Below are 18,233 nucleotides of genomic sequence, written 5' to 3'. Positions count from 1 at the left end.
GCGAGGATCGCGCAACCGAAGACTTCCGCTTCCTGCGACTGTTCCTGGAGGAGAAAATCAATGAAACCAATTCGGCTCGCTGCGAGCATAAGCGCAGCTTTCATGCTTACCACGACCCTCTCGACCATGGCGCTGGCGGCGCCGGTCTGCTCGGCACCGGTCAAGGTGCTGGCGCAACCGCGTGACGGGCTGACGCTGCTGGAGGCGTCCAAGGACGAGTTCCAGAAACTGGCCGGCGCCAGCTTCCAGATCGACTATCTCAACGAGAACGACCGCCGGGCAAAGTCGCGCGCCGATGCGTCCACGGTCGGCAACTACAACGTCTACTATGTCGACGAAGCCAATGTCGCGCTGTTCGCCTCGTCGAAATGGATCGTGCCGCTCACCGACTATTACCCGGCTGACTACGACTACGCCGATTTCGACCCGGGCCGGCAGAAGGTCGCCACCTATGACGGCAAGGTGTGGTTCGCGCCGCTGACCGGCGGCGGCGACCTTATGGTCTACCGCAAGGACATTCTGGAAGCCGCCGGCATCCAGCCGCCGAAGACGCTGGACGAGTTGATCGCCGACGTGCCGAAGCTGACCGATCCCGACAAGGGCATGTACGGCATCGCGCTGCGCGGCGCGCGTGGCTCGGGCGCCAATGTCTGGCGCTGGATGCCGTTCTTCAAGGCCTATGGCGGAAAATGGTTCGACGGTGACAAGCCGGCTTTCAACTCCGAGGCCGCGGTCAAAGCGACCGAGACCTATCTTAAACTGTTCAAGGATTCAGCGCCCGGCACGCAGACCGGCAGCTGGGATGAATCGACCGGCGCCTTCCTGTCGGGCCAGGTTGCCATCTTGGTCGAATCGACGCCGCTGTCGGGCATGGCGGTCGACCCGAAGACCTCGCAAGTGGTCGGCAAGATCGGCTTCCTGCCGCCGCCCTCGCCACTGACCGGCGGCGGCTACGGCCACGGCCTCGCCATCGCCGCCAAGGCCAATGCCGATGACGCCGCGAAGCAATGCGCCGGCCTGTTCATCGCCTGGGCGACGTCGAAGGAGAACGAGAAGCGCCGGCTCGACGCGCACCAATTCGGCGAGCTCAACCGCACCAGCGTGCTGTCCAGCAAGGAGTTCGCCGACATCTATGGCGCCGATCTCGGCCAGGCGCTTGCCGATACCGGCAAGGTGACGGCGGTGAACTTCTGGCAGGATCCGCGCTGGCCGGATCTCGGCGACCGCTGGGGCATCATCCTGGAAGAGCTGGTCACCGGCACGCGCACCGACGTCAAGGGCGGCCTCGACGAACTCGAGGCCTACGCCAACGAGCTGGTGAAGAAGAAGTAATCCTCCCGCCCGCGGCGCGCGGTCCACGGCATTCGACCGGATGCCGGGACCTGTGCGCCGCGGGTCTCTCCAAAAAGGCACAGCCCGAGGATAGGCAATGCGCCGACGCTCTTCCCTGCCCGTGACGTTTCTGGTTCCGACGCTCGCCATTCTTCTGGTGCTGTCGATGGTGCCGACGCTCTACGCCGTCGTCATTGCGCTGCAGAACCGCGAGCTGAGCTCGTCGGACTATTCCTGGGTCTGGCTGTCGAACTTCATCGACCTGTTCGCCGACCGGCGTTTCCTCAACGCGGTCTGGGTTTCGGTGAAGTGGGAAATCGTCACCGTGGTGGCGACGATGATGGTGGCGATCGGGCTCGGCGTGCTGATGTTCGAAGTAGCGTCGCCGCGGCTGCGCAACATCTACTGCCTGCTGTTCATCATCCCGGTGCTGTTGCCGCGTGTCTCGGCGGCCTTCGTGTGGAAGTTTGCCTATCATCCGCTCTACGGCATCGCCACCTATCCCTACAGGCTGATCACCGGCGGGCTGATCTTCGACCCGCTGTCGAAGCCGTCGACGGCCCTGTTTGCCGTCGCCTCGGTCGATGTCTGGCAGTGGGGACTGTTCTTCGCGGTCATCGTGCTGAAGCTTCTGGAGACCTTGCCGCCGCAGCCGATCGAAGCGGCGCGGCTCGACCACGCCAAACGCTGGCAGATCCATGCCTATGTGACCTTGCCTATGCTGAAGGCGCCGCTGATCAGCCTGATGTTCGTAAAGATGATCGAATCGCTGCGCTCCTTCGACCTGATTTATGTGATGACGCGCGGCGGGCCGGGCGTGGCGACCGAGACGCTCGACATGTACGCCTTCTCGCAAGGCTTCATCGAATCCGGCAAGGTGTCCTATGCCTCGGCCATGGCGGTGCTGATGATGATCGCGACTGTCATCACCTTCACCATGCTGTGGAAGCGGGTGCAGGCATGAGGCCGTATCGCATGAGACCGGGCCGCCTCATCGGCAAGATCATCCTGGCCTTCGCCGGCTTCATGGCGGTGTTTCCGCTCGCCTGGACGGCGGTCAATTCGCTGAAGAACAATGTCGACATCATCACCCGCGTGCCGCGCCTGGTGTTTACCCCGACCTTCGACAATATCAGCTACATCATCGGCCGCGACAGCGTCATGACCGGTCTCTACAACTCGGTCATTTCCTGCGGCGTCGCCGTGCTGATCGGCGTCATGCTCGGCCTTCCGGCAGCCTATGCGGTGGCGCGCTATCCCAATCGCTTCGCTGGCGACATCCAGTTCTTCGTGTTGTCGCTGCGCTTCCTGCCCCCGGTGGCAGTCGCCATTCCGCTGATGGTGATCTGGCTGCAGATCGGGCTCTACGACACCTTGCCGGCGCTGATCGTCACCTATTCGCTGCTCACCATCTCGGTGATCATGTGGCTCGCCATTCCCGCCTTCCAGGCCGTGCCGAAGGAAATCGAGGAAGCCGCTTTCGTCGACGGCTACGGCGCTTACTCGGTGTTCTGGCGCATTGCGCTGCCGGTAGCGGCGCGCTCGCTGATCGGCGCCGTCGCCTTCAGCTTCGTGCTGGTGTGGAACGAATTCCTGATCGCGCTGATGCTGTCCAGTTCCAACGCCAAGACATTGCCGATCGTCGCTTCCGAACTTTCACAGCAAGGCATGAACGTGCCGTGGGGAATCCTCAACGCCTCGGTCGTGCTGTTGTCGCTACCGCCGCTGCTGTTCCTCGGCGTGCTCAGCGGCTTCCTGAATTCCGTTTTCCGGCAAAAAAAGACTTGATGCGAGGACTTACCTATGCGGGCACTGGTGCTTGAGAAAAAAGGCGAACTGTCGCTGCGCGAGATCGCGCTGCCGCTCGACGTCGGACCGGGCGATGTCAAGATCGCCATCCACACGGTCGGCGTCTGCGGCAGCGACGTGCACTATTACACCCATGGCGCGATCGGCAGCTATGTCGTGCGGGCCCCGATGGTGCTCGGCCACGAAGCCGCGGGAACGATCGTCGAGATCGGCGCCAATGTCGGCACGCTGAAGGTCGGCGACCGCGTCTGCATGGAGCCGGGCGTGCCGAACCTGTCGTCGCGCGCGACCAGGCTCGGCATCTACAATGTCGACCCTGACGTCTCCTTCTGGGCGACGCCGCCTGTGCATGGCGTGCTGGCGCCCTATGCCGTGCACCCGGCCGCCTTCACCTACAGACTGCCGGACAATGTCACCTTCGCCGAAGGCGCGATGGTCGAACCCTTTGCTATCGGCATGCAGGCGGCGAGCCGCGCCCGCATCGTGCCTGGCGACGTCGCCGTCGTCGTCGGCTGCGGCCCGATCGGCATCATGATCGCGCTGGCGGCGCTGGCCGGCGGCTGCTCGAAGGTGCTGATCTCCGATTTTTCCGCACCCAAGCTCGAGATTGCCGCACAATATCCCGGCATCGTGCCGGTCAATATAGGTGAGCAATCGCTGGTCGACGCAGTCTCCGCCGCGACCGACAATTGGGGCGCGGATATCGTGTTCGAGGCGAGCGGCAGCCCGAAGGCATTCGCCGACCTGTTCGATGTCGTGCGGCCGGGCGGCGCGGTGGTGCTGGTCGGACTGCCGGTCGAACCGGTCAGCCTCAACGTTCCGGCGGCGATCTCCAAGGAAGTGCGCATCGAGACGGTGTTCCGTTACGCCAACATCTTCGACCGCGCGCTGCAGCTGATCGCCTCGGGGAAGGTCGACCTCAAGCCGCTGATCACCGGCACTTATGATTTCTCCGACAGCATCAAGGCCTTCGAGCGGGCGGCGCAAGGCAAGCCGCAAGACGTCAAGCTGCAAATCCTGCTTACCGGCGAGAAGGGCTGACCATGTCCGCGATCGTTTGCTCCCATGTCGACAAGGCGTATGGGGCTACCACCGTCATCCGCGATCTCAATCTCTCGATCGAGGAGCATGAGTTCGTCGTGTTCCTAGGCCCATCCGGCTGCGGCAAGTCGACCTTGCTCAGGATGCTGGCCGGGCTGGAGGATATCAGCGGCGGCGAAGTGTCGATCGGCGGCAGAGTGGTCAACGATCTCGAGCCCGGCGAGCGCGGCATCGCCATGGTGTTCCAGAACTATGCGCTCTACCCGCATATGACGATCTTCGACAACATCGCCTTCGGACTCAAGCGGCAGAAGGTTTCGGCGGCCGAGATAAAGAAGCGGGTCCAAGCGGTGGCAGAGACGCTGGGCCTCGAGCCTTATCTCGCCCGCAAACCGACCGAGCTTTCCGGCGGACAGCAGCAGCGCGTGGCGATTGCGCGCGCCATGATCAAGACGCCGAAAGTGTTCCTGTTCGACGAGCCGCTGTCGAATCTCGACGCCAAACTTCGCAACCATATGCGGGTCGAAATCGCCCGCCTGCACCAGTCGCTGAAGACCACTACCGTCTATGTCACCCACGACCAGCTCGAAGCGATGACGCTGGCCGACCGGATCGTGCTGCTCAGGGATGGCGTCATCGAACAGATCGGCTCGCCGGCCGAGATCTATCGCCAGCCGGGCAATCTGTTCGTCGCCGGCTTCATCGGTACGCCGAACATGAATTTCATCGACGTGGCCGTCGGGCGGAAGGACGAACGCTGGACGCTGACAGGCGGCGGCTCGACCTTCTTCATAGAAGGCTCGGGCTTCGATCTGCGCGGCGTCCAGCTCGCCGTGCTTGGAATCCGACCGCCGGACCTGAAGACCGCCGGCGCTCAGAGCATCAATCTTCTGCAAGGCACCGCCGACCTCATCGAGTTCCACGGCAATGACGCGCTGGTGACGTTCGCCTGCGGCGGCAAGGAGGTCGGCGCATTGGTATCGGCCCGCGAATGCCCGGCGTTGCGCGCGCCTGTGCGCTACACATTCGAGGAGGAGAGCGTGCATCTGTTCGACGCGGCGACCGGCGCATCCTTGCGCCGGCGAGAGGAGGCCTAGATTTGGTACGCAATTCCGGACGGAAAACCGTTTCACACTTTCCTGGAATTGCTCTAGCCGATCGCGTCGAGCTCCTGCCGCTGGCGGTGCATTTCGAGGAAAATCTTGTAGTCGCGGTCGAAGCGGCCTGACGCGGCCGGGTTCGAGGTGCGCGCCCTGCCGCCTTGCTGCATGGCGACGCAAGCGGCATTCAGGTCCGGGAACAGACCGGCCGCGGTGGCGGCGACCATGCCGGTGCCGAGCAGAACGGCTTCGTCGGCCAGCGGCTCGATCACCGCGCAGCCGGTCGCGTCGGCATAAAGCTCCATCAGCAACGGGTTCTTGGTGTGGCCGCCGGTGACATGCAGCGTGTCGATGAGATAGCCGTTCTCGTTCAGCGCCTCCAGCACATGGCGCACGCCGAGTGCGATGCCGACGGCGGTGCGCCAATACAGCTTGCACAGACTGTCGAAGGAGGAATCCAGCGTCAGCCCGCTGACCACGCCGACGGCATGCGGGTCGGCAAGCGGCGAGCGGTTGCCGTGGAAATCCGGCAGTACATGCAACCTCGCCGCCAGCTTGTCGCCTTCGGTGCTGCGCAGTTCAGCGACGCGCCTGGCGATCTTGGCATGCATGGCCGCATCCGGCTCGCCGCCGGCGCCATGCCAGCGGATGATGTGGTCGAGCAAAGCCCCGGTAGCCGACTGGCCGCCTTCCGACAGCCAGAGCTTTGGCAGTGCGGCGCCATAGTATGGACCCCAGACGCCGGCGAAAGGCTGCGGGTCGGGCGACATCGCCATGACGCAGGACGAGGTGCCGGCGATCAATGCCAGATGGCGGCCGATATTCTGCTCGTCGCCAGCAAAGCCGCCGAGCACGCCAAGCGCGCCGGCATAGGCATCGATGACGCCGGCGCCGACCCGACAGTTTTCGCTCAAGCCCAACTCCGCCGCCGCCTCAGGGGTGAGCGTGCCGATGTCGGCGCCGACAGCACTTGCCTTCTCCGGCAGGTTGCCGTGTTCGAACAGATCGCCAAGCCCGACCCTGTCGAAGAAGTCACGGCGCCAGCCGGTGTCCTCATGCGCCAGATAGGTCCATTTGGCGGTCAGCGTGCATTGCGAGCGCGCCAGCGACCCGGTCGCCTTCCAGGTCAGGAAATCGGTGAGGTCGAACAGGTAGCCGGCTTCATGCCAAGTTCCCGGCAGATTGCGCTTCAGCCACATCAGCTTCGGCGTCGCCATTTCCGGCGACATGACGCCACCGATATAGTCGAGTACGGCGTGGCCGCTATCGGTGCATTCATCCGCCTCGGCGATGGCGCGATGGTCGAGCCAGACGATGGTGTCCCAGCGCCGTTCGCCCGTCACCGAGACGCTGAGCTGGCCGGCATTCCTGTCCAGCACCACCAGCGAGCAGGTGGCGTCGAACGACATGCCGACAATATCGTCGGCTAACACACCGGCCTTTTCGCGCGCGGCACGGACGGCAATGCACACAGCCGACCAGATATCCTGCGAATTGTGCTCGGCGTGATCGGCCTTCGGCTGGTTCATGACGATCGGATGCTCGGCGCGGCCGAGCAAGGTGCCTGACATGTCGAGAATGCCCGCACGGGCGCTCCCGGTGCCGACATCGACCGCGCAAACGAAGCTTTTCGTCAAGATGCTTTTACTCTCGCTTCCTAGAGCCGGATGATTTCAGGTCTGTTCGACCTGAAATCTGAATCCGTCTCTAAATCAAAGAAGTAGAGCATGATGCCGTCCGAAAACCGCTTCACACTTTTCGGCATCATGCTCTAGCCTGCAATCAGATCGGGCAATTGCAGCATGTCCGCGAATATAAAGTCCGGTTCACTCGACGCAAGCCGCGCTTTCAAGGCCGGGTTGCCGGCGTGCGAACCGCCGGTGAAAGCAAAGACGCGCATGCCGGCCGCACGCGCCGCCGCGATGCCGGCAGGGCTGTCCTCGATTACGATGCAATTACCGGGATGCGCGCCCATGGCGGCGGCGGCATGGAGAAAAAGATCCGGCGCCGGCTTGCCGCGCGCGACCATGGCAGCGCTGAACAGATGGGGCTCGAGCAGGCCGAGCAGGCCGGTAACGTCGAGCGCATAGCGAATGCGGTCGAGCGTGCCGGAGGAAGCGACGCAGCAGGGCACGCCCAGCCTCGGCAGGATGTCGCTGATGCCGGGAATCGGCTTCAGCTCCTCGCGGAATTTGCGCATCAGTTCGACGCGCATGTCGGTAAGATGCACGTCGGTGATGTCGATGGTGAAATCGCGAAGAAGTATCTCGCGCACGCTCTTCATGCTCTTGCCTAGGAAATGCTCGTAGGCGGTATCTTCGCTGACCGAGCCCCCGGCGGCAGAGATCATGCCGAGCAGAGCCGAAACCGACAGCGCCTCGCTGTCGACCAGCACGCCGTCACAGTCGAAGATGACCAGTTCGGGCGTCATTGCGGCTGGCGTCAGAGCTTGCCGGAGATGTAGCGCGTCAGCGTCGCGCGCGTGCCATTCGCCCACAAGACGTTGAGCGCATGGGCAAAGGCCTCGGCGAACGGCGCCGAGCGGCCGACGTGGCCATATATATCCTCCATCGCAAGCCAGGCACCGGGCTTGTCCTTCGCCGCCTTCGCGCTTGCCTGCAGCCGGTCCCAGCTCGGGTCGTTGGCCTCGATGACCGCGCCGCTGTCTGTGGTGCCGAAACAGTAGCGGCACCACAGCGCCGACTCGAGCGCCAGACCCGCGACGCCTTTGCCGGCCTTCAGCCGGTCGGCAATGGTCGGGATGATGAATTTCGGCTGCCGGTTGGAACCGTCGAGGCAAAGCCGGCGGATGGTGTCGCCGATCTTGGGGTTGGAAAAGCGGTGCTCGATGAGCTGATAATAATCCTCCAGCACGGTGTCCGGCACCGGCGGCACGGTCGGGATGATCTCGTCATGCTCGAGCTTGGCGAGGAAGCCGCGCACCAGCTGCTCCTGCATCGCCTCATGGACGAAATGGATGTCCATCAACCCTGCGGGATAAGCGATCGTGGCATGACCGCCATTGAGGATGCGGATCTTCATCAGCTCATAGGGCGCGACATCCCTCACGAATTGCACACCGACCTTTTCCAGCGGCGGGCGGCCGTCGGTGAAACGGTCTTCCAGCACCCATTGCTTGAACGGCTCGCAGAACACCGGCCAGTTGTCCTCGAGGCCGAACTCCGAGGCGAGAATGCCGCGCTCGCGATCCGAGGTGGCCGGGGTGATGCGGTCGACCATGCCGTTGGGAAAGGCGACATTGTCGCTGACCCAGTTTGCCAGATCCTCATCGATCAGGCGGGCGAGGCCGATGACGCCATCCGAGGTGACATGGCCGTTGTGAGGGATGTTGTCGCAGGACATGACGGTGAACGGCACGATGCCGTCGGCGCGGCGGCGCATCAGCCCGGCCAGGATGAGGCCGAACACCGTCTTCGGCGTCGTGCCGGCCTGTGCGTCGGCGACGATATCAGGATGGGTCGGGTTGAACTTGCCCGAGGCCGGATCGATGAAATACCCGCCTTCGGTGATGGTCAGCGAGACGATCTTGATCGCCGGATCGGCGAGCTGGTCGATGATCGCATCCGCATCGCCGGGCGTCAGGAAGTCGATCATGACGCCGGTGACGCGGGCGCTCATATGATCGGAATCCTGCTCGACCACTGTCGTCAGCCAGTCCTGCTCCTGCAGCTTGGAACGGCCGAGCTTTTCGCCCTCGAAGACCCCGGCGCCGACCAGAGCCCAGTCATGACCGATCCCTGCGTTGAAGAGATCGTCGAGATAGACCGCCTGATGCGAGCGATGGAAATTGCCGACGCCGAAATGCACGATACCGGGTTTGAGCGCAGCGCGGTCGTATTTCGGACCGGCGACCTTGGCTGGGAGTTCCGAGAGGATCGAGGAGGAGAGTTTCACGGTCATTTTTCTACCTTTTGGCCGGGCTGCGGCCTTCGTGATCCCGGCCCATCAACTCATCCATTGGCCGCCATCGACATTGTAGGTCTGGGCGACGATGTATTCGGCGTCGTCGCTGGCCAGGAACACCGCCATGCCGGTCAGGTCCTCCGGCTTGCCCATGCGGCCATAGGGCACGCCCTCGCCGACCAGCCGCTTCTTCTCGCCCTTCGGCCGGTTCTCATATTTGGCGAACAGCGCATCGACCTCATCCCACATATCGCTGTCGACGACGCCGGGCGCGATGCCATTGACGTTGATGCGGTGCTTGATCAGATCGAGCCCGGCGGACTGGGTCAGCGAAATCACCGCGGCCTTGGTGGCGCAATAGACGGCGACCAGCGGCTCGCCGCGGCGTCCTGCCTGGCTGGCGATGTTGATGATCTTGCCGCCCTTGCCCCTTGCGATCATCGAACGCGCCGCTGCCTGCAGCATGAACAAGGTGCCGGCGACGTTGACGGAGAACAATTTGTCGTAGCTTGCTTTGGTGATCTCGACGATCGGCGCCAGGTCGAACAAGGCAGCGTTGTTGATCAGTATGTCGAGGCCGCCGGTCTTTGTTTCGACCGCCTTGACCGCCGCATGGATCGAAGCAAGGTCGCTGACGTCGAGCCTGACCGGATAGGAGTTGGCGCCAATCTCGGCGGCCGTCTTTTCGGCAGCCGCCAGATTGATATCGGCAATGGCCACCGTGGCACCCTCGCGCGTATAGGCTTCGGCAAAAGCCCTGCCGATGCCGCGCGCGGATCCGGTGATCAGCGCCGATTTGCCTTTCAGTCTCACTGCGTCAGCGCCTTTCCGTCGGGGCCGAAGCGATGCATGCGGACCTTGTCGGGCGTCAAATAGATGGTGTCGCCGTGGCGTACTGCCAGTTCGCCATCGGCGCGTACCGTCAGCGGACCGACGCCGTCGGCCTGGACATGCAGGAAGGTGTCGGAGCCCAGATGCTCGGCGACGCCGACAAGGGCTTTCCAGTCACCCGCTGTGGTCGATATCCCCATATGCTCAGGACGAATGCCGATGGTCTTGGCGTTGTATTTGGCCGCCGGCGCACCTTCGATCAGGTTCATTTTCGGCGAACCGATGAAGCCGGCGACAAACAGGTTCTTCGGCGACTTGTAGAGTTCCATCGGCGAGCCGACCTGTTCGATGTTGCCGGCGTTGAGCACGACGATCTTGTCGGCCATGGTCATGGCTTCGATCTGGTCGTGGGTGACGTAGACCATCGTCGTCTTGAGCTGATGGTGCAGCTCGCTGATTTCGAGCCGCATGGTGCCGCGCAGTGCGGCATCGAGGTTGGACAGCGGCTCGTCGAACAGGAATGCCGAGGGCTGGCGCACGATGGCGCGGCCGATGGCGACGCGTTGCCGCTGGCCGCCGGAGAGCTGGCCGGGCCGGCGTTCGAGATAGTTGGTGAGGTTGAGGACCCGGGCTGCGTCCTTCACCTTCTTGTCGATCGTCGCCACATCCTCGCCCGCCATCTTCAGCGGGAAGCCGATGTTCTTGGCCACCGTCATATGCGGATAGAGCGCATAGGACTGGAATACCATGGCCAGCTTGCGCTTGGCCGGCGCCTCGCCGGTGACGTCACGGCCATCGATGTTGATGGTGCCCCCGCTGGTGTCCTCGAGCCCGGCGATGAGGCGCAGCAGCGTGGACTTGCCGCAACCCGACGGCCCGACGAAGACGACGAACTCGCCATTCTCGATGACCAGGTCGAGGCCTGGAATGATGACCGTCGATCCGAAATGCTTGGAGACGTTCTTGAGCGTGATGTTTCCCATGGTTTCCTCCCCGAGGGGTTATTTGGCCGGATTGCTTCAGGCAACGTCCGTTATTTTACCGCGCCGAATGTCAGGCCGCGCACCAGCTGCTTCTGGCTGAACCAGCCCATGATCAGGATGGGGGCGATGGCCAGCGTCGAGGCCGCCGAAAGCTTGGCCCAGAACAGGCCTTGCGGGCTCGAGAACGAACTGATGAAGGCCGTCAGCGGCGCTGCCTCGGTGGTGGTCAGGCGGATGGTCCAGAACGCTTCGTTCCACGCCAGGATGATGTTGAGCAGCATGGTCGATGCGATGCCCGGCACGGCCATGGGGGTCAGCACATAGACGATCTCGCCCCACAAGGTGGCGCCGTCCATGCGTGCCGCCTCCAGGATTTCGCCGGGGATTTCGCGGAAGTAGGTGTAGAGCATCCAGATCACGATCGGCAGGTTGATCAGCATCAGCATGATCATCAGGCCGATGCGGCTGTCGAGCAGTCCGGCATCGCGGAAGATGAGGTAGATCGGGAACAGCACGGCAACCGCCGGCATCATCTTGGTCGAGAGCATCCACATCAGGATGTCCTTGGTCCACTTGCCCGGCGAGAAGGCCATCGACCAGGCGGCCGGAACCGCGACTATCAGGGCCAGGATGGTCGAGCCGACCGAGAGCAGCACCGAGTTGAAGAAGAACTTGAAGTAGCCGCTCTGCGCCTGGACCTCGGTATAGCTCTCGAACGTCCCCGACGGGATCAGCGCGAAGCCCTGGATGGCCTCCTGCTCCGACTTGAACGAGGTGATGATCGTGTAGAGGATCGGGAAGAAGATCAGCAGCGCGACGATCCAGGCGGCGCCTGTCGCAATGACCTTGTGTTGGGTGGTGACTGCACGTGCCATCGTATCCTCCCTTACTTGTCCAGGTTCTTGCCGACCGCGCGCATGGCGAAGAAGGCGACGATGTTGGCGAGAATGACGGCGATGACACCGCCGGCCGATGCCTGGCCGATTTTGAACTCCAGCAATGCCTTCTGGTAGACGAGGAAGGGCAGGTTGGTGGAGGCATAGCCGGGTCCGCCATTGGTGGTGACCAGGATTTCGGCATAGACCGACAGCAGGAAGATGGTCTGGATCAGGATGACGACGGTGATGGCGCGCGACATGTGCGGCAGCGTCAGATAGATGAAGCGGCTGACGAAGCCGGCGCCGTCCATCTCGGCGGCTTCCTTCTGCTCGCCGTCGAGCGACTGCAATGCGGTCAGCAGGATCAGCGTTGCGAAGGGCAGCCATTGCCAGGCGACGATGATGATGATGGCAAGCATCGGATGCTGCCCGAACCAGTCGATCGGTTGAGCCCCGAAGAAGCGCGCAATGTCGGCAAAGACGCCGTATTGCGGGTGCATGATCATGTTCTTCCAGACAAGTGCAGCCACCGGCGGCATGACGAAGAACGGAGAGATGACGAGGATGCGGACGATCCCCTGTCCCCACATCGGCTGATCGATCAACAGCGCCAGCATGATGCCGCCGATGACGGTGATCAGCAGCACGCTGCCCACCAGGACCAGCGTGTTGAGGATCGACTGCAGGAATGCCGGGTTGGAATAGAACAGCGAGTAATTCGAGAACCAGACAAACCCGTCGCGGATCGGATTGAGCGGATTGTACTGCTGGAAGGAGAACCAGATCGTGAGTGCCAGCGGCACGATCATCCAGACGAACAGCAGCACCACGGATGGCGCCAACATAAAGCGGGCAAGCGAACGGGTCTGCTGAGTAGCCATGACGGTCACCCTTCAAGGTCAGCCAAATTTTCAGGTGTGTGAAAGGGCCCGCCCGAACTGGGATTCGGGCGGCCGTTGCCGGCCAAGGAGGCGGCCGGCATTCGGCACCGGGAGGAGCCTTACTTGATATAACCGCCTTCGGTCATGGTCGCGGTGGCGGCGTCCTGCGCCTGCTTGAGCGCGTCGTCTACGCTGGTCTGGCCGGCGAGCGCCGCCGAGAACAGCTGGCCAACGGTTGTGCCGAGGCCCTGGAACTCAGGAATGGCGACGAACTGCACACCGACATAGGGCACCGGCTTGACGGTCGGATGCGTCGGGTCGGCGGCATTGATCGAGTCCAGCGTCATCTTGGCGAACGGAGCCGCCTTCTGATACTCGGCATTGGCGTAGAGCGAGGAGCGCGTGCCCGGAGGAACGTTGGCCCAGCCTTCCTTCGAAGCAACCAGTTCTGCGTAGTGCTTGCTGGTCGCCCAGGAGACGAACTTCTGTGCGGCGTCTCCCTTCTGCGTGCCGGCCGGGATGGCCAGCGACCAGGCCCACAGCCAGTTGCCGCGCTTGCCCAGACCATTGTCGGGGGCCAGTGCGTAGCCGACCTTGTCCGCGACGGTCGAGTTCTTCGGGTCGGAGACGAAGGAGGCGGCGACGGTGGCGTCGATCCACATGCCGCACTTGCCCTGCTGGAACAGCGCCAGGTTTTCGTTGAAGCCGTTGGACGAGGCGCCCTCGGGACCGTCGGCCTTCATCAGGTCGACATAGAACTGCAGCGTGTTCTTCCATTCCGGCTGGTCGAATTGCGGCTTCCAGTTCTCGTCGAACCAGCGGGCGCCGAAGGAGTTCGACATGGCGGTGAGGAAGGCCATGTTCTCGCCCCAGCCGGCCTTGCCGCGCAGGCAAACGCCGTTCACGCCATTGGCGCGGTCGGTCATCTTGTCGGCGGCCTGCTTGATGAAGTCCCAGGTCGGGGCGTCGGGCATCTTCAGCCCGGCCTTCTCGATCAAGTCCTTGCGGTACATGACGAAGGAGCTTTCGCCGTAGAAGGGCGCGGCATAGAGCTTGCCGTCGACCGACAGGCCGCCGGCGATGGCCGGGATGATGTCCTTGGCGTCATAGTCGTCGCCGAGCTTGTCGAGCGGCAACAGCCAGTTCTGCTTGGCCCAGATCGGAACCTCGTAGGTGCCGATGGTCATAACGTCATACTGGCCGCCCTTGGTGGCAATGTCGGTGGTGACGCGCTCGCGCAGCACGTTCTCTTCGAGCGTGACCCAGTTGAGCGTGACGTCGGGGTTAGCCTTGGTGAAGTCGTCGGTCAGCTTCTGCATGCGGACCATGTCGCCATTGTTGACGGTGGCGATGGTGATGGATTCGGCATGCGCGGCGAAAGCGAAGGCGCTGGCCGACAACAGGCCCAAAGTGAGCGTGCGCAGTTTCATCAAATTCCTCCCATGAACCAAGATGAGCATTTGCCTTGGTAATGGGCAATTACTCACTTGGCGTTAATTATGTCAAGCCGGATTCGATGCTGCAGCGCAGCACACGGGGCAGGTGCGCGACGTTGCGCGCGTAGAGGATATTGAATGGATTTGGGAAGCTGTTTGCACGGGGATGTGAGAGCGGGTTGATGCCGACCCATCGCAACCCAATCATGGCGCCAAGGGAGCGATAGGGCCCAGCCCGTCAGCCGTGGGACGGGTAGCTTCCGACGGAATATTCGAAAACCCTGCCGTCGCGTGTTTGCTTGGCTCTGGTCAGCACTTCCGTCACCTGGATCCAGCTGGGCTCGTCCTTGCGCAGCCTAACTTCCCGGCCGATTGCCTTCACGGCAGCTTGAAACGGCGTAAATGCTTCGATCACCTGCGTCGTGCGCACGGTGTTGTTTTCGATTTCTTGGACTCGATAGACTTTCATCAGCCGGCTGATCGACCCTGTTTCAATCTGCAGACGATTGATCCTGCTCAATTGGGTCGTCACAAGCACAAGCCTATGCCGGGCGAGTGATATCGACAGCGTTTTTGTCAAGCTTGGTTAACCGGGTGGCCCGATCGCAGCTGTTTGTCCGCGAAAGCGAGCATTCGTCGCGGATCCATGGCTCGCTTTGCATCTCGGAAATCAATCCGCGAATCGCTCGCCCTCAGGCGCAGGCGATCTCGGCCAGGATCCAGTCCCGGAAGGCTTTTATCTTCGGCACGTTGCGACGCGCCGTCGGGTAGACCAGCCAATAGGCGTGGCCGTCGTCGCCGACCAGGTCGAAGGGCTGGATCAGGCGGCCGGCGGCGAGCTCGGTCTTGAACAATGCGGTGGTCAGGATTGCCACACCATGGCCGGCGATGGCCGCGTTCGCCTCATAGGCCTGCGCGCCCATGCTGGTGCCGGTGCGCCTGGCAAGTTCGTCCGCCGGGACGCCGGCAAGGGCGAACCATTCCCGCCACCAGATGTCGCCGGGATCGAGAATGGGCAGCTTGAACAGGTCGGCGGGTTCGTGGACGCCACCTATGGTGGCAGCGAGTGCCGGGCTCAGCACCGGGGTGAAATCGGCCTTGAACAAAAGATGGGTCTCCACTCCAGGCCACTTGCCGCTGCCGGAGCGGATAGCGATGTCCATGTCCTCGCGGGCAAAATCGATCACCCTGTTCGAGGTATCGACGCGCACCGCCAGCGACGGATGCGCGACCTGGAAGGAGCCGAGGTGCTGCGCCAGCCAGTTCGAGGCAAAGGTCAGCAGCGTCGAGACGCACAGCACACCATCGGCGCCCCCACGCGCGGCGGAATAGGCGCTTGAGAGCAGGCTGAACGCCTCGCTGACGGCGGGCGCCAGGCGCTGGCCGGGTTCGGTCAGCACGATCTGGCGCGGCTGGCGCAGGAACAGCGGCGAACCGATGCGCTCTTCCAGAAGCTTGATCTGGTAGCTGGCGGCGGCCTGCGTCATGCCGAGTTCCTGCGCGGCCTTGGTGAAGGAGAGATGCCGCGCGACGGCTTCGAACACCCTGATGGCCTGCAGCGGCGGCAACTGGGCGAGCTGTGGTGCCTTGAGATCGGGCATAAGCCCTCCTTATGGGTCGTGATCGACGTTTGATTGGCGGCAAGAGGCAATCAGGCCGATATCTGGTGTCAACGATCAATCAAGTTCAAGCATAGCGGAGGCTGAAGATCATGACCACGGTACAGCAAAAGCTCCATTCGACCCCGGCGCAGAGCTGGTTTTCCCTGCTGGTGCATGAATTTTCCCTGCTTGTGCACCGCCGGCGCGGCTACGTCGACGTCCGGGAGCTGTCGCCGCATTTGCAGCGCGACATGGGTTTTCTCGACGGCAACGACCCGTCCGGGCGCTGCAAATAAACGTGTTGGATTTTATCGATGGGCCGCTTAATCTATCAGGAACCGTCGAGCAAAGCCGTGGCGGTCCGCTCGTCGGTGATGAGGCCATTGACCAGCCGGCGGTTCACAGCGGCCAGGATGCCCGGCAACTTACGCTCGCCCATGGCGAGCGCAATGACCAGCGACTTTTCGCGTGACGGCAAGGCTGCCGACGATACCCGGTCGTTGGTGATGCCCTCGATCATGCGGCCTTCCCGATCGAACACCCAGCCGACGATCTCGGCGACGCCGCCAGCCTTTTGCAACGCCTTCAACTCGCTTTCCGAGATAAAACCGTCCTCGTAGAGCGGCGCCTTCGGGCCGAGATCGCCGATGCCGACAAAGGTCACGTCGGCTTCCGCGGCCAGCGCCAGCGTCGGTTGGATCATCGGCTGGGCAAGCAGCATCTCGCGCTCTTCCGGCGACGAGGCGATGACCGGCAGCGGCATCGGGAACGAGCGCGCCTTGACCCGGTCGGCCATGGTGAAGATGACGTTGTAGAAGGCGGCCGAACCGTCGGGCGAGATGTTGCCGGTCAAGGACACAACCTTGTGCTGCGAGCATTCCATCGGCGGCAATTGCTCGATCGCCGCCTTCAGCGTGCGGCCGGTGCCGATGGCCAAGACGATGGGCGTCGGTGACCGCAGCCGCCGCTCGATCTCGGCCGCAGCCGCCTCGGCAATGCCGATCGTGGTCGAGGATGAGGTTGGATCGCTCGGCACCACTTCGACGAGGTCGAGCGCGAAGCGTGACTTCAGTCTAGCTGCGAGATCAAGGCAATTGGCGATCGGGTGGTCGACCCGCACCTTGATCAGCCCCTCCGACACCGCCAGCGACACCAGCCGCTGCGCCGTCTGCCGGGAAATGCCGAGCGTGGCGGCGATCTGGTCCTGGGTGTTGCCGGCAACATAGTAAAGCCAGCCGGCGCGCGCTGCCTCGTCCAGCCTGCTGCTGCCGCCATCTTGCCGCGAATTCAAAATGTGCCTCCAGCCCTGCCCCTTTGCGCGCCCTTGGGCGAAGCGTCATAGTCTTGCAGGGAATGTGTCGGCGCGCAATTGTCTATCGGCAGGGCAATTGCTTGCTGCTTCGATCCGGCCGCCGCGCGGCAACCAACCAAGCGAAAATCGCCAGCGGACGGGCTCGGCGGTTTATCTCCTGATACAAACGCTTTAAGGGGATCGGAAAAGGAGCCTCGCATGACGCCGAAAGCGGTTTTCTGGGATATGGACGGCACGCTGGTCGACAGCGAGCCGCTGCATGAGGCGGCCTTGGTGGCGGCGCTGCGCAGCGTCGGTATCACGCCGCCGGCCGACCTGCATGAGCGGGTGCTGGGCGTCGCCGCCGCACCGGTCTACGAGATGCTGCGCAGCGAGTTCGGCCTCGACCTGCCCTTCGACGACTGGATCGTGCGCAAATACGATCACTACATGCCGATGGCCGAGACGCTGAAGCCGCGCCCCGGCGCGATCGAAGTGTTCAACGAATTGCGCGCGCTCGGCGTGCAGCAGGCGGTGGTGTCCAATTCCGACCGGGTGATCGTCGATGCAAATCTGAGCGCCGTCGGCCTGATCTATCCCGGCATGCGCACGATCAGCCGAAACGACGTGCGCGAAGGCAAGCCGCATCCCGAACCGTTCCTGCGCGCCGCGTGGCTGGCCGGCGTCGATCCTTCAGACGCGGTGGCCGTCGACGACAGCGTTACCGGCGCCACATCAGGCCTGGCCGCGGGGATGCGGACGATCTTCTGGCCGGAAGCGCCGATGGCAGGACCGAAGGGCGCTGTCGTGATCAACAGTGCGGAAGAGTTGCGGGCTCAGTTGGGACTCTGAGTGAGCCTATGAACGTCGGCGCTGCCCCTCATCCTCCCTTCAGCTTGGCCATGCATTGTCTAATGTTGCGCTGGTCGACCCCCGTCTCGGCTTCGCCGAGCCACCCTGCCGGGGCGAGCCACGGGTCTCGCCCGTCCTTCGGACCCCCCGATCGACGGGGTAGAGGAAAGGCGCCAAGCTTTTTGCCGTCAAACGCTCGTCCAGAAAGGCTCCCTTCCTTTCCCTCCGGAGGGGGAAAGGTGGCGCTGCGAAGCAGCGACGGATTGGGGGAACC

The 18,233-nt window shown here is 63.1% G+C and carries 18 protein-coding genes; 7 read left to right on the top strand and 11 right to left on the bottom strand.

The features are described from left to right. The first annotated feature begins 60 nt into the window (after positions 1–60). From AC3CCE_RS14240 to AC3CCE_RS14220, 5 genes are all read left to right on the top strand, one after another. On the top strand, positions 61–1,332 hold the full coding sequence (locus tag AC3CCE_RS14240; protein WP_023693095.1) for an ABC transporter substrate-binding protein: 1,272 nt from the start codon (positions 61–63) through the stop codon (positions 1,330–1,332). Between the two features lie 97 nt (positions 1,333–1,429). Further along, positions 1,430–2,296, top strand: coding sequence for a carbohydrate ABC transporter permease (locus AC3CCE_RS14235; protein WP_352460776.1), 867 nt, complete (start codon positions 1,430–1,432; stop codon positions 2,294–2,296). A gap of 11 nt (positions 2,297–2,307) precedes the next feature. Then, on the top strand, positions 2,308–3,120 hold the full coding sequence (locus AC3CCE_RS14230; protein ID WP_023671259.1) for a carbohydrate ABC transporter permease: 813 nt from the start codon (positions 2,308–2,310) through the stop codon (positions 3,118–3,120). Between the two features lie 15 nt (positions 3,121–3,135). Continuing rightward, positions 3,136–4,182 (top strand): NAD(P)-dependent alcohol dehydrogenase, encoded by a 1,047-nt coding sequence (locus tag AC3CCE_RS14225; protein ID WP_023819727.1) that lies wholly within the window; start codon positions 3,136–3,138, stop codon positions 4,180–4,182. A 2-nt stretch (positions 4,183–4,184) separates the two neighbouring features. Then, a complete protein-coding gene (locus tag AC3CCE_RS14220; protein WP_352624992.1) occupies positions 4,185–5,279 on the top strand; it encodes an ABC transporter ATP-binding protein in 1,095 nt (364 codons plus the stop codon). 53 nt (positions 5,280–5,332) lie between these two features. Here AC3CCE_RS14220 and AC3CCE_RS14215 read toward each other — a convergent pair whose 3' ends face one another. The 10 genes from AC3CCE_RS14215 to AC3CCE_RS14170 form a co-directional block, all read right to left on the bottom strand. Beyond that, positions 5,333–6,919, bottom strand: a complete 1,587-nt coding sequence (locus AC3CCE_RS14215; RefSeq protein WP_352624994.1) for an FGGY-family carbohydrate kinase — start codon at positions 6,917–6,919, stop codon at positions 5,333–5,335. A 134-nt stretch (positions 6,920–7,053) separates the two neighbouring features. Next, positions 7,054–7,713, bottom strand: a complete 660-nt coding sequence (locus tag AC3CCE_RS14210; RefSeq protein ID WP_023729776.1) for an HAD family hydrolase — start codon at positions 7,711–7,713, stop codon at positions 7,054–7,056. An 11-nt stretch (positions 7,714–7,724) separates the two neighbouring features. Next, the gene (locus AC3CCE_RS14205) at positions 7,725–9,203 is read right to left on the bottom strand and encodes a mannitol dehydrogenase family protein (protein ID WP_352624996.1); all 1,479 of its coding nucleotides are present in this window, start codon (positions 9,201–9,203) and stop codon (positions 7,725–7,727) included. A 45-nt stretch (positions 9,204–9,248) separates the two neighbouring features. Further along, entirely contained in the window at positions 9,249–10,019 is a 771-nt protein-coding gene (locus tag AC3CCE_RS14200) for an L-iditol 2-dehydrogenase (protein ID WP_352624998.1), read from the bottom strand. After that, entirely contained in the window at positions 10,016–11,020 is a 1,005-nt protein-coding gene (locus tag AC3CCE_RS14195; RefSeq protein ID WP_023689168.1) for an ABC transporter ATP-binding protein, read from the bottom strand. The genes AC3CCE_RS14200 and AC3CCE_RS14195 overlap by 4 nt, the downstream gene beginning before the upstream one ends. A gap of 50 nt (positions 11,021–11,070) precedes the next feature. Next, a complete protein-coding gene (locus AC3CCE_RS14190) occupies positions 11,071–11,895 on the bottom strand; it encodes a carbohydrate ABC transporter permease (RefSeq protein WP_023671250.1) in 825 nt (274 codons plus the stop codon). An 11-nt stretch (positions 11,896–11,906) separates the two neighbouring features. Beyond that, the gene (locus tag AC3CCE_RS14185; protein ID WP_023671249.1) at positions 11,907–12,779 is read right to left on the bottom strand and encodes a carbohydrate ABC transporter permease; all 873 of its coding nucleotides are present in this window, start codon (positions 12,777–12,779) and stop codon (positions 11,907–11,909) included. A gap of 119 nt (positions 12,780–12,898) precedes the next feature. Further along, the gene (locus tag AC3CCE_RS14180; RefSeq protein WP_023671248.1) at positions 12,899–14,209 is read right to left on the bottom strand and encodes an ABC transporter substrate-binding protein; all 1,311 of its coding nucleotides are present in this window, start codon (positions 14,207–14,209) and stop codon (positions 12,899–12,901) included. Between the two features lie 244 nt (positions 14,210–14,453). Further along, the gene (locus AC3CCE_RS14175) at positions 14,454–14,795 is read right to left on the bottom strand and encodes a hypothetical protein (RefSeq protein WP_352625001.1); all 342 of its coding nucleotides are present in this window, start codon (positions 14,793–14,795) and stop codon (positions 14,454–14,456) included. A 112-nt stretch (positions 14,796–14,907) separates the two neighbouring features. Further along, entirely contained in the window at positions 14,908–15,816 is a 909-nt protein-coding gene (locus AC3CCE_RS14170) for a LysR substrate-binding domain-containing protein (RefSeq protein WP_023671245.1), read from the bottom strand. 110 nt (positions 15,817–15,926) lie between these two features. Here AC3CCE_RS14170 and AC3CCE_RS14165 point away from each other — a divergent pair, with 110 nt between their 5' ends. Beyond that, positions 15,927–16,112: a hypothetical protein gene (locus AC3CCE_RS14165; RefSeq protein WP_023671244.1), complete on the top strand. Its 186-nt coding sequence runs from the start codon at positions 15,927–15,929 to the stop codon at positions 16,110–16,112. 35 nt (positions 16,113–16,147) lie between these two features. Here AC3CCE_RS14165 and AC3CCE_RS14160 read toward each other — a convergent pair whose 3' ends face one another. Beyond that, complete coding sequence (locus tag AC3CCE_RS14160; protein ID WP_023671243.1) at positions 16,148–17,107, bottom strand: sugar-binding transcriptional regulator; 960 nt, start codon at positions 17,105–17,107, stop codon at positions 16,148–16,150. Positions 17,108–17,326: 219 nt separating this feature from the next. On the opposite strand from AC3CCE_RS14160, the gene AC3CCE_RS14155 reads away from it, so the two are divergent. Next, complete coding sequence (locus AC3CCE_RS14155) at positions 17,327–17,959, top strand: HAD family hydrolase (RefSeq protein WP_023671242.1); 633 nt, start codon at positions 17,327–17,329, stop codon at positions 17,957–17,959. Positions 17,960–18,233: the final 274 nt, after the last annotated feature.

Source organism: Mesorhizobium sp. P160187 (genome assembly GCF_057766425.1).
This window is presented reverse-complemented; position numbering and strand designations above follow the sequence as displayed.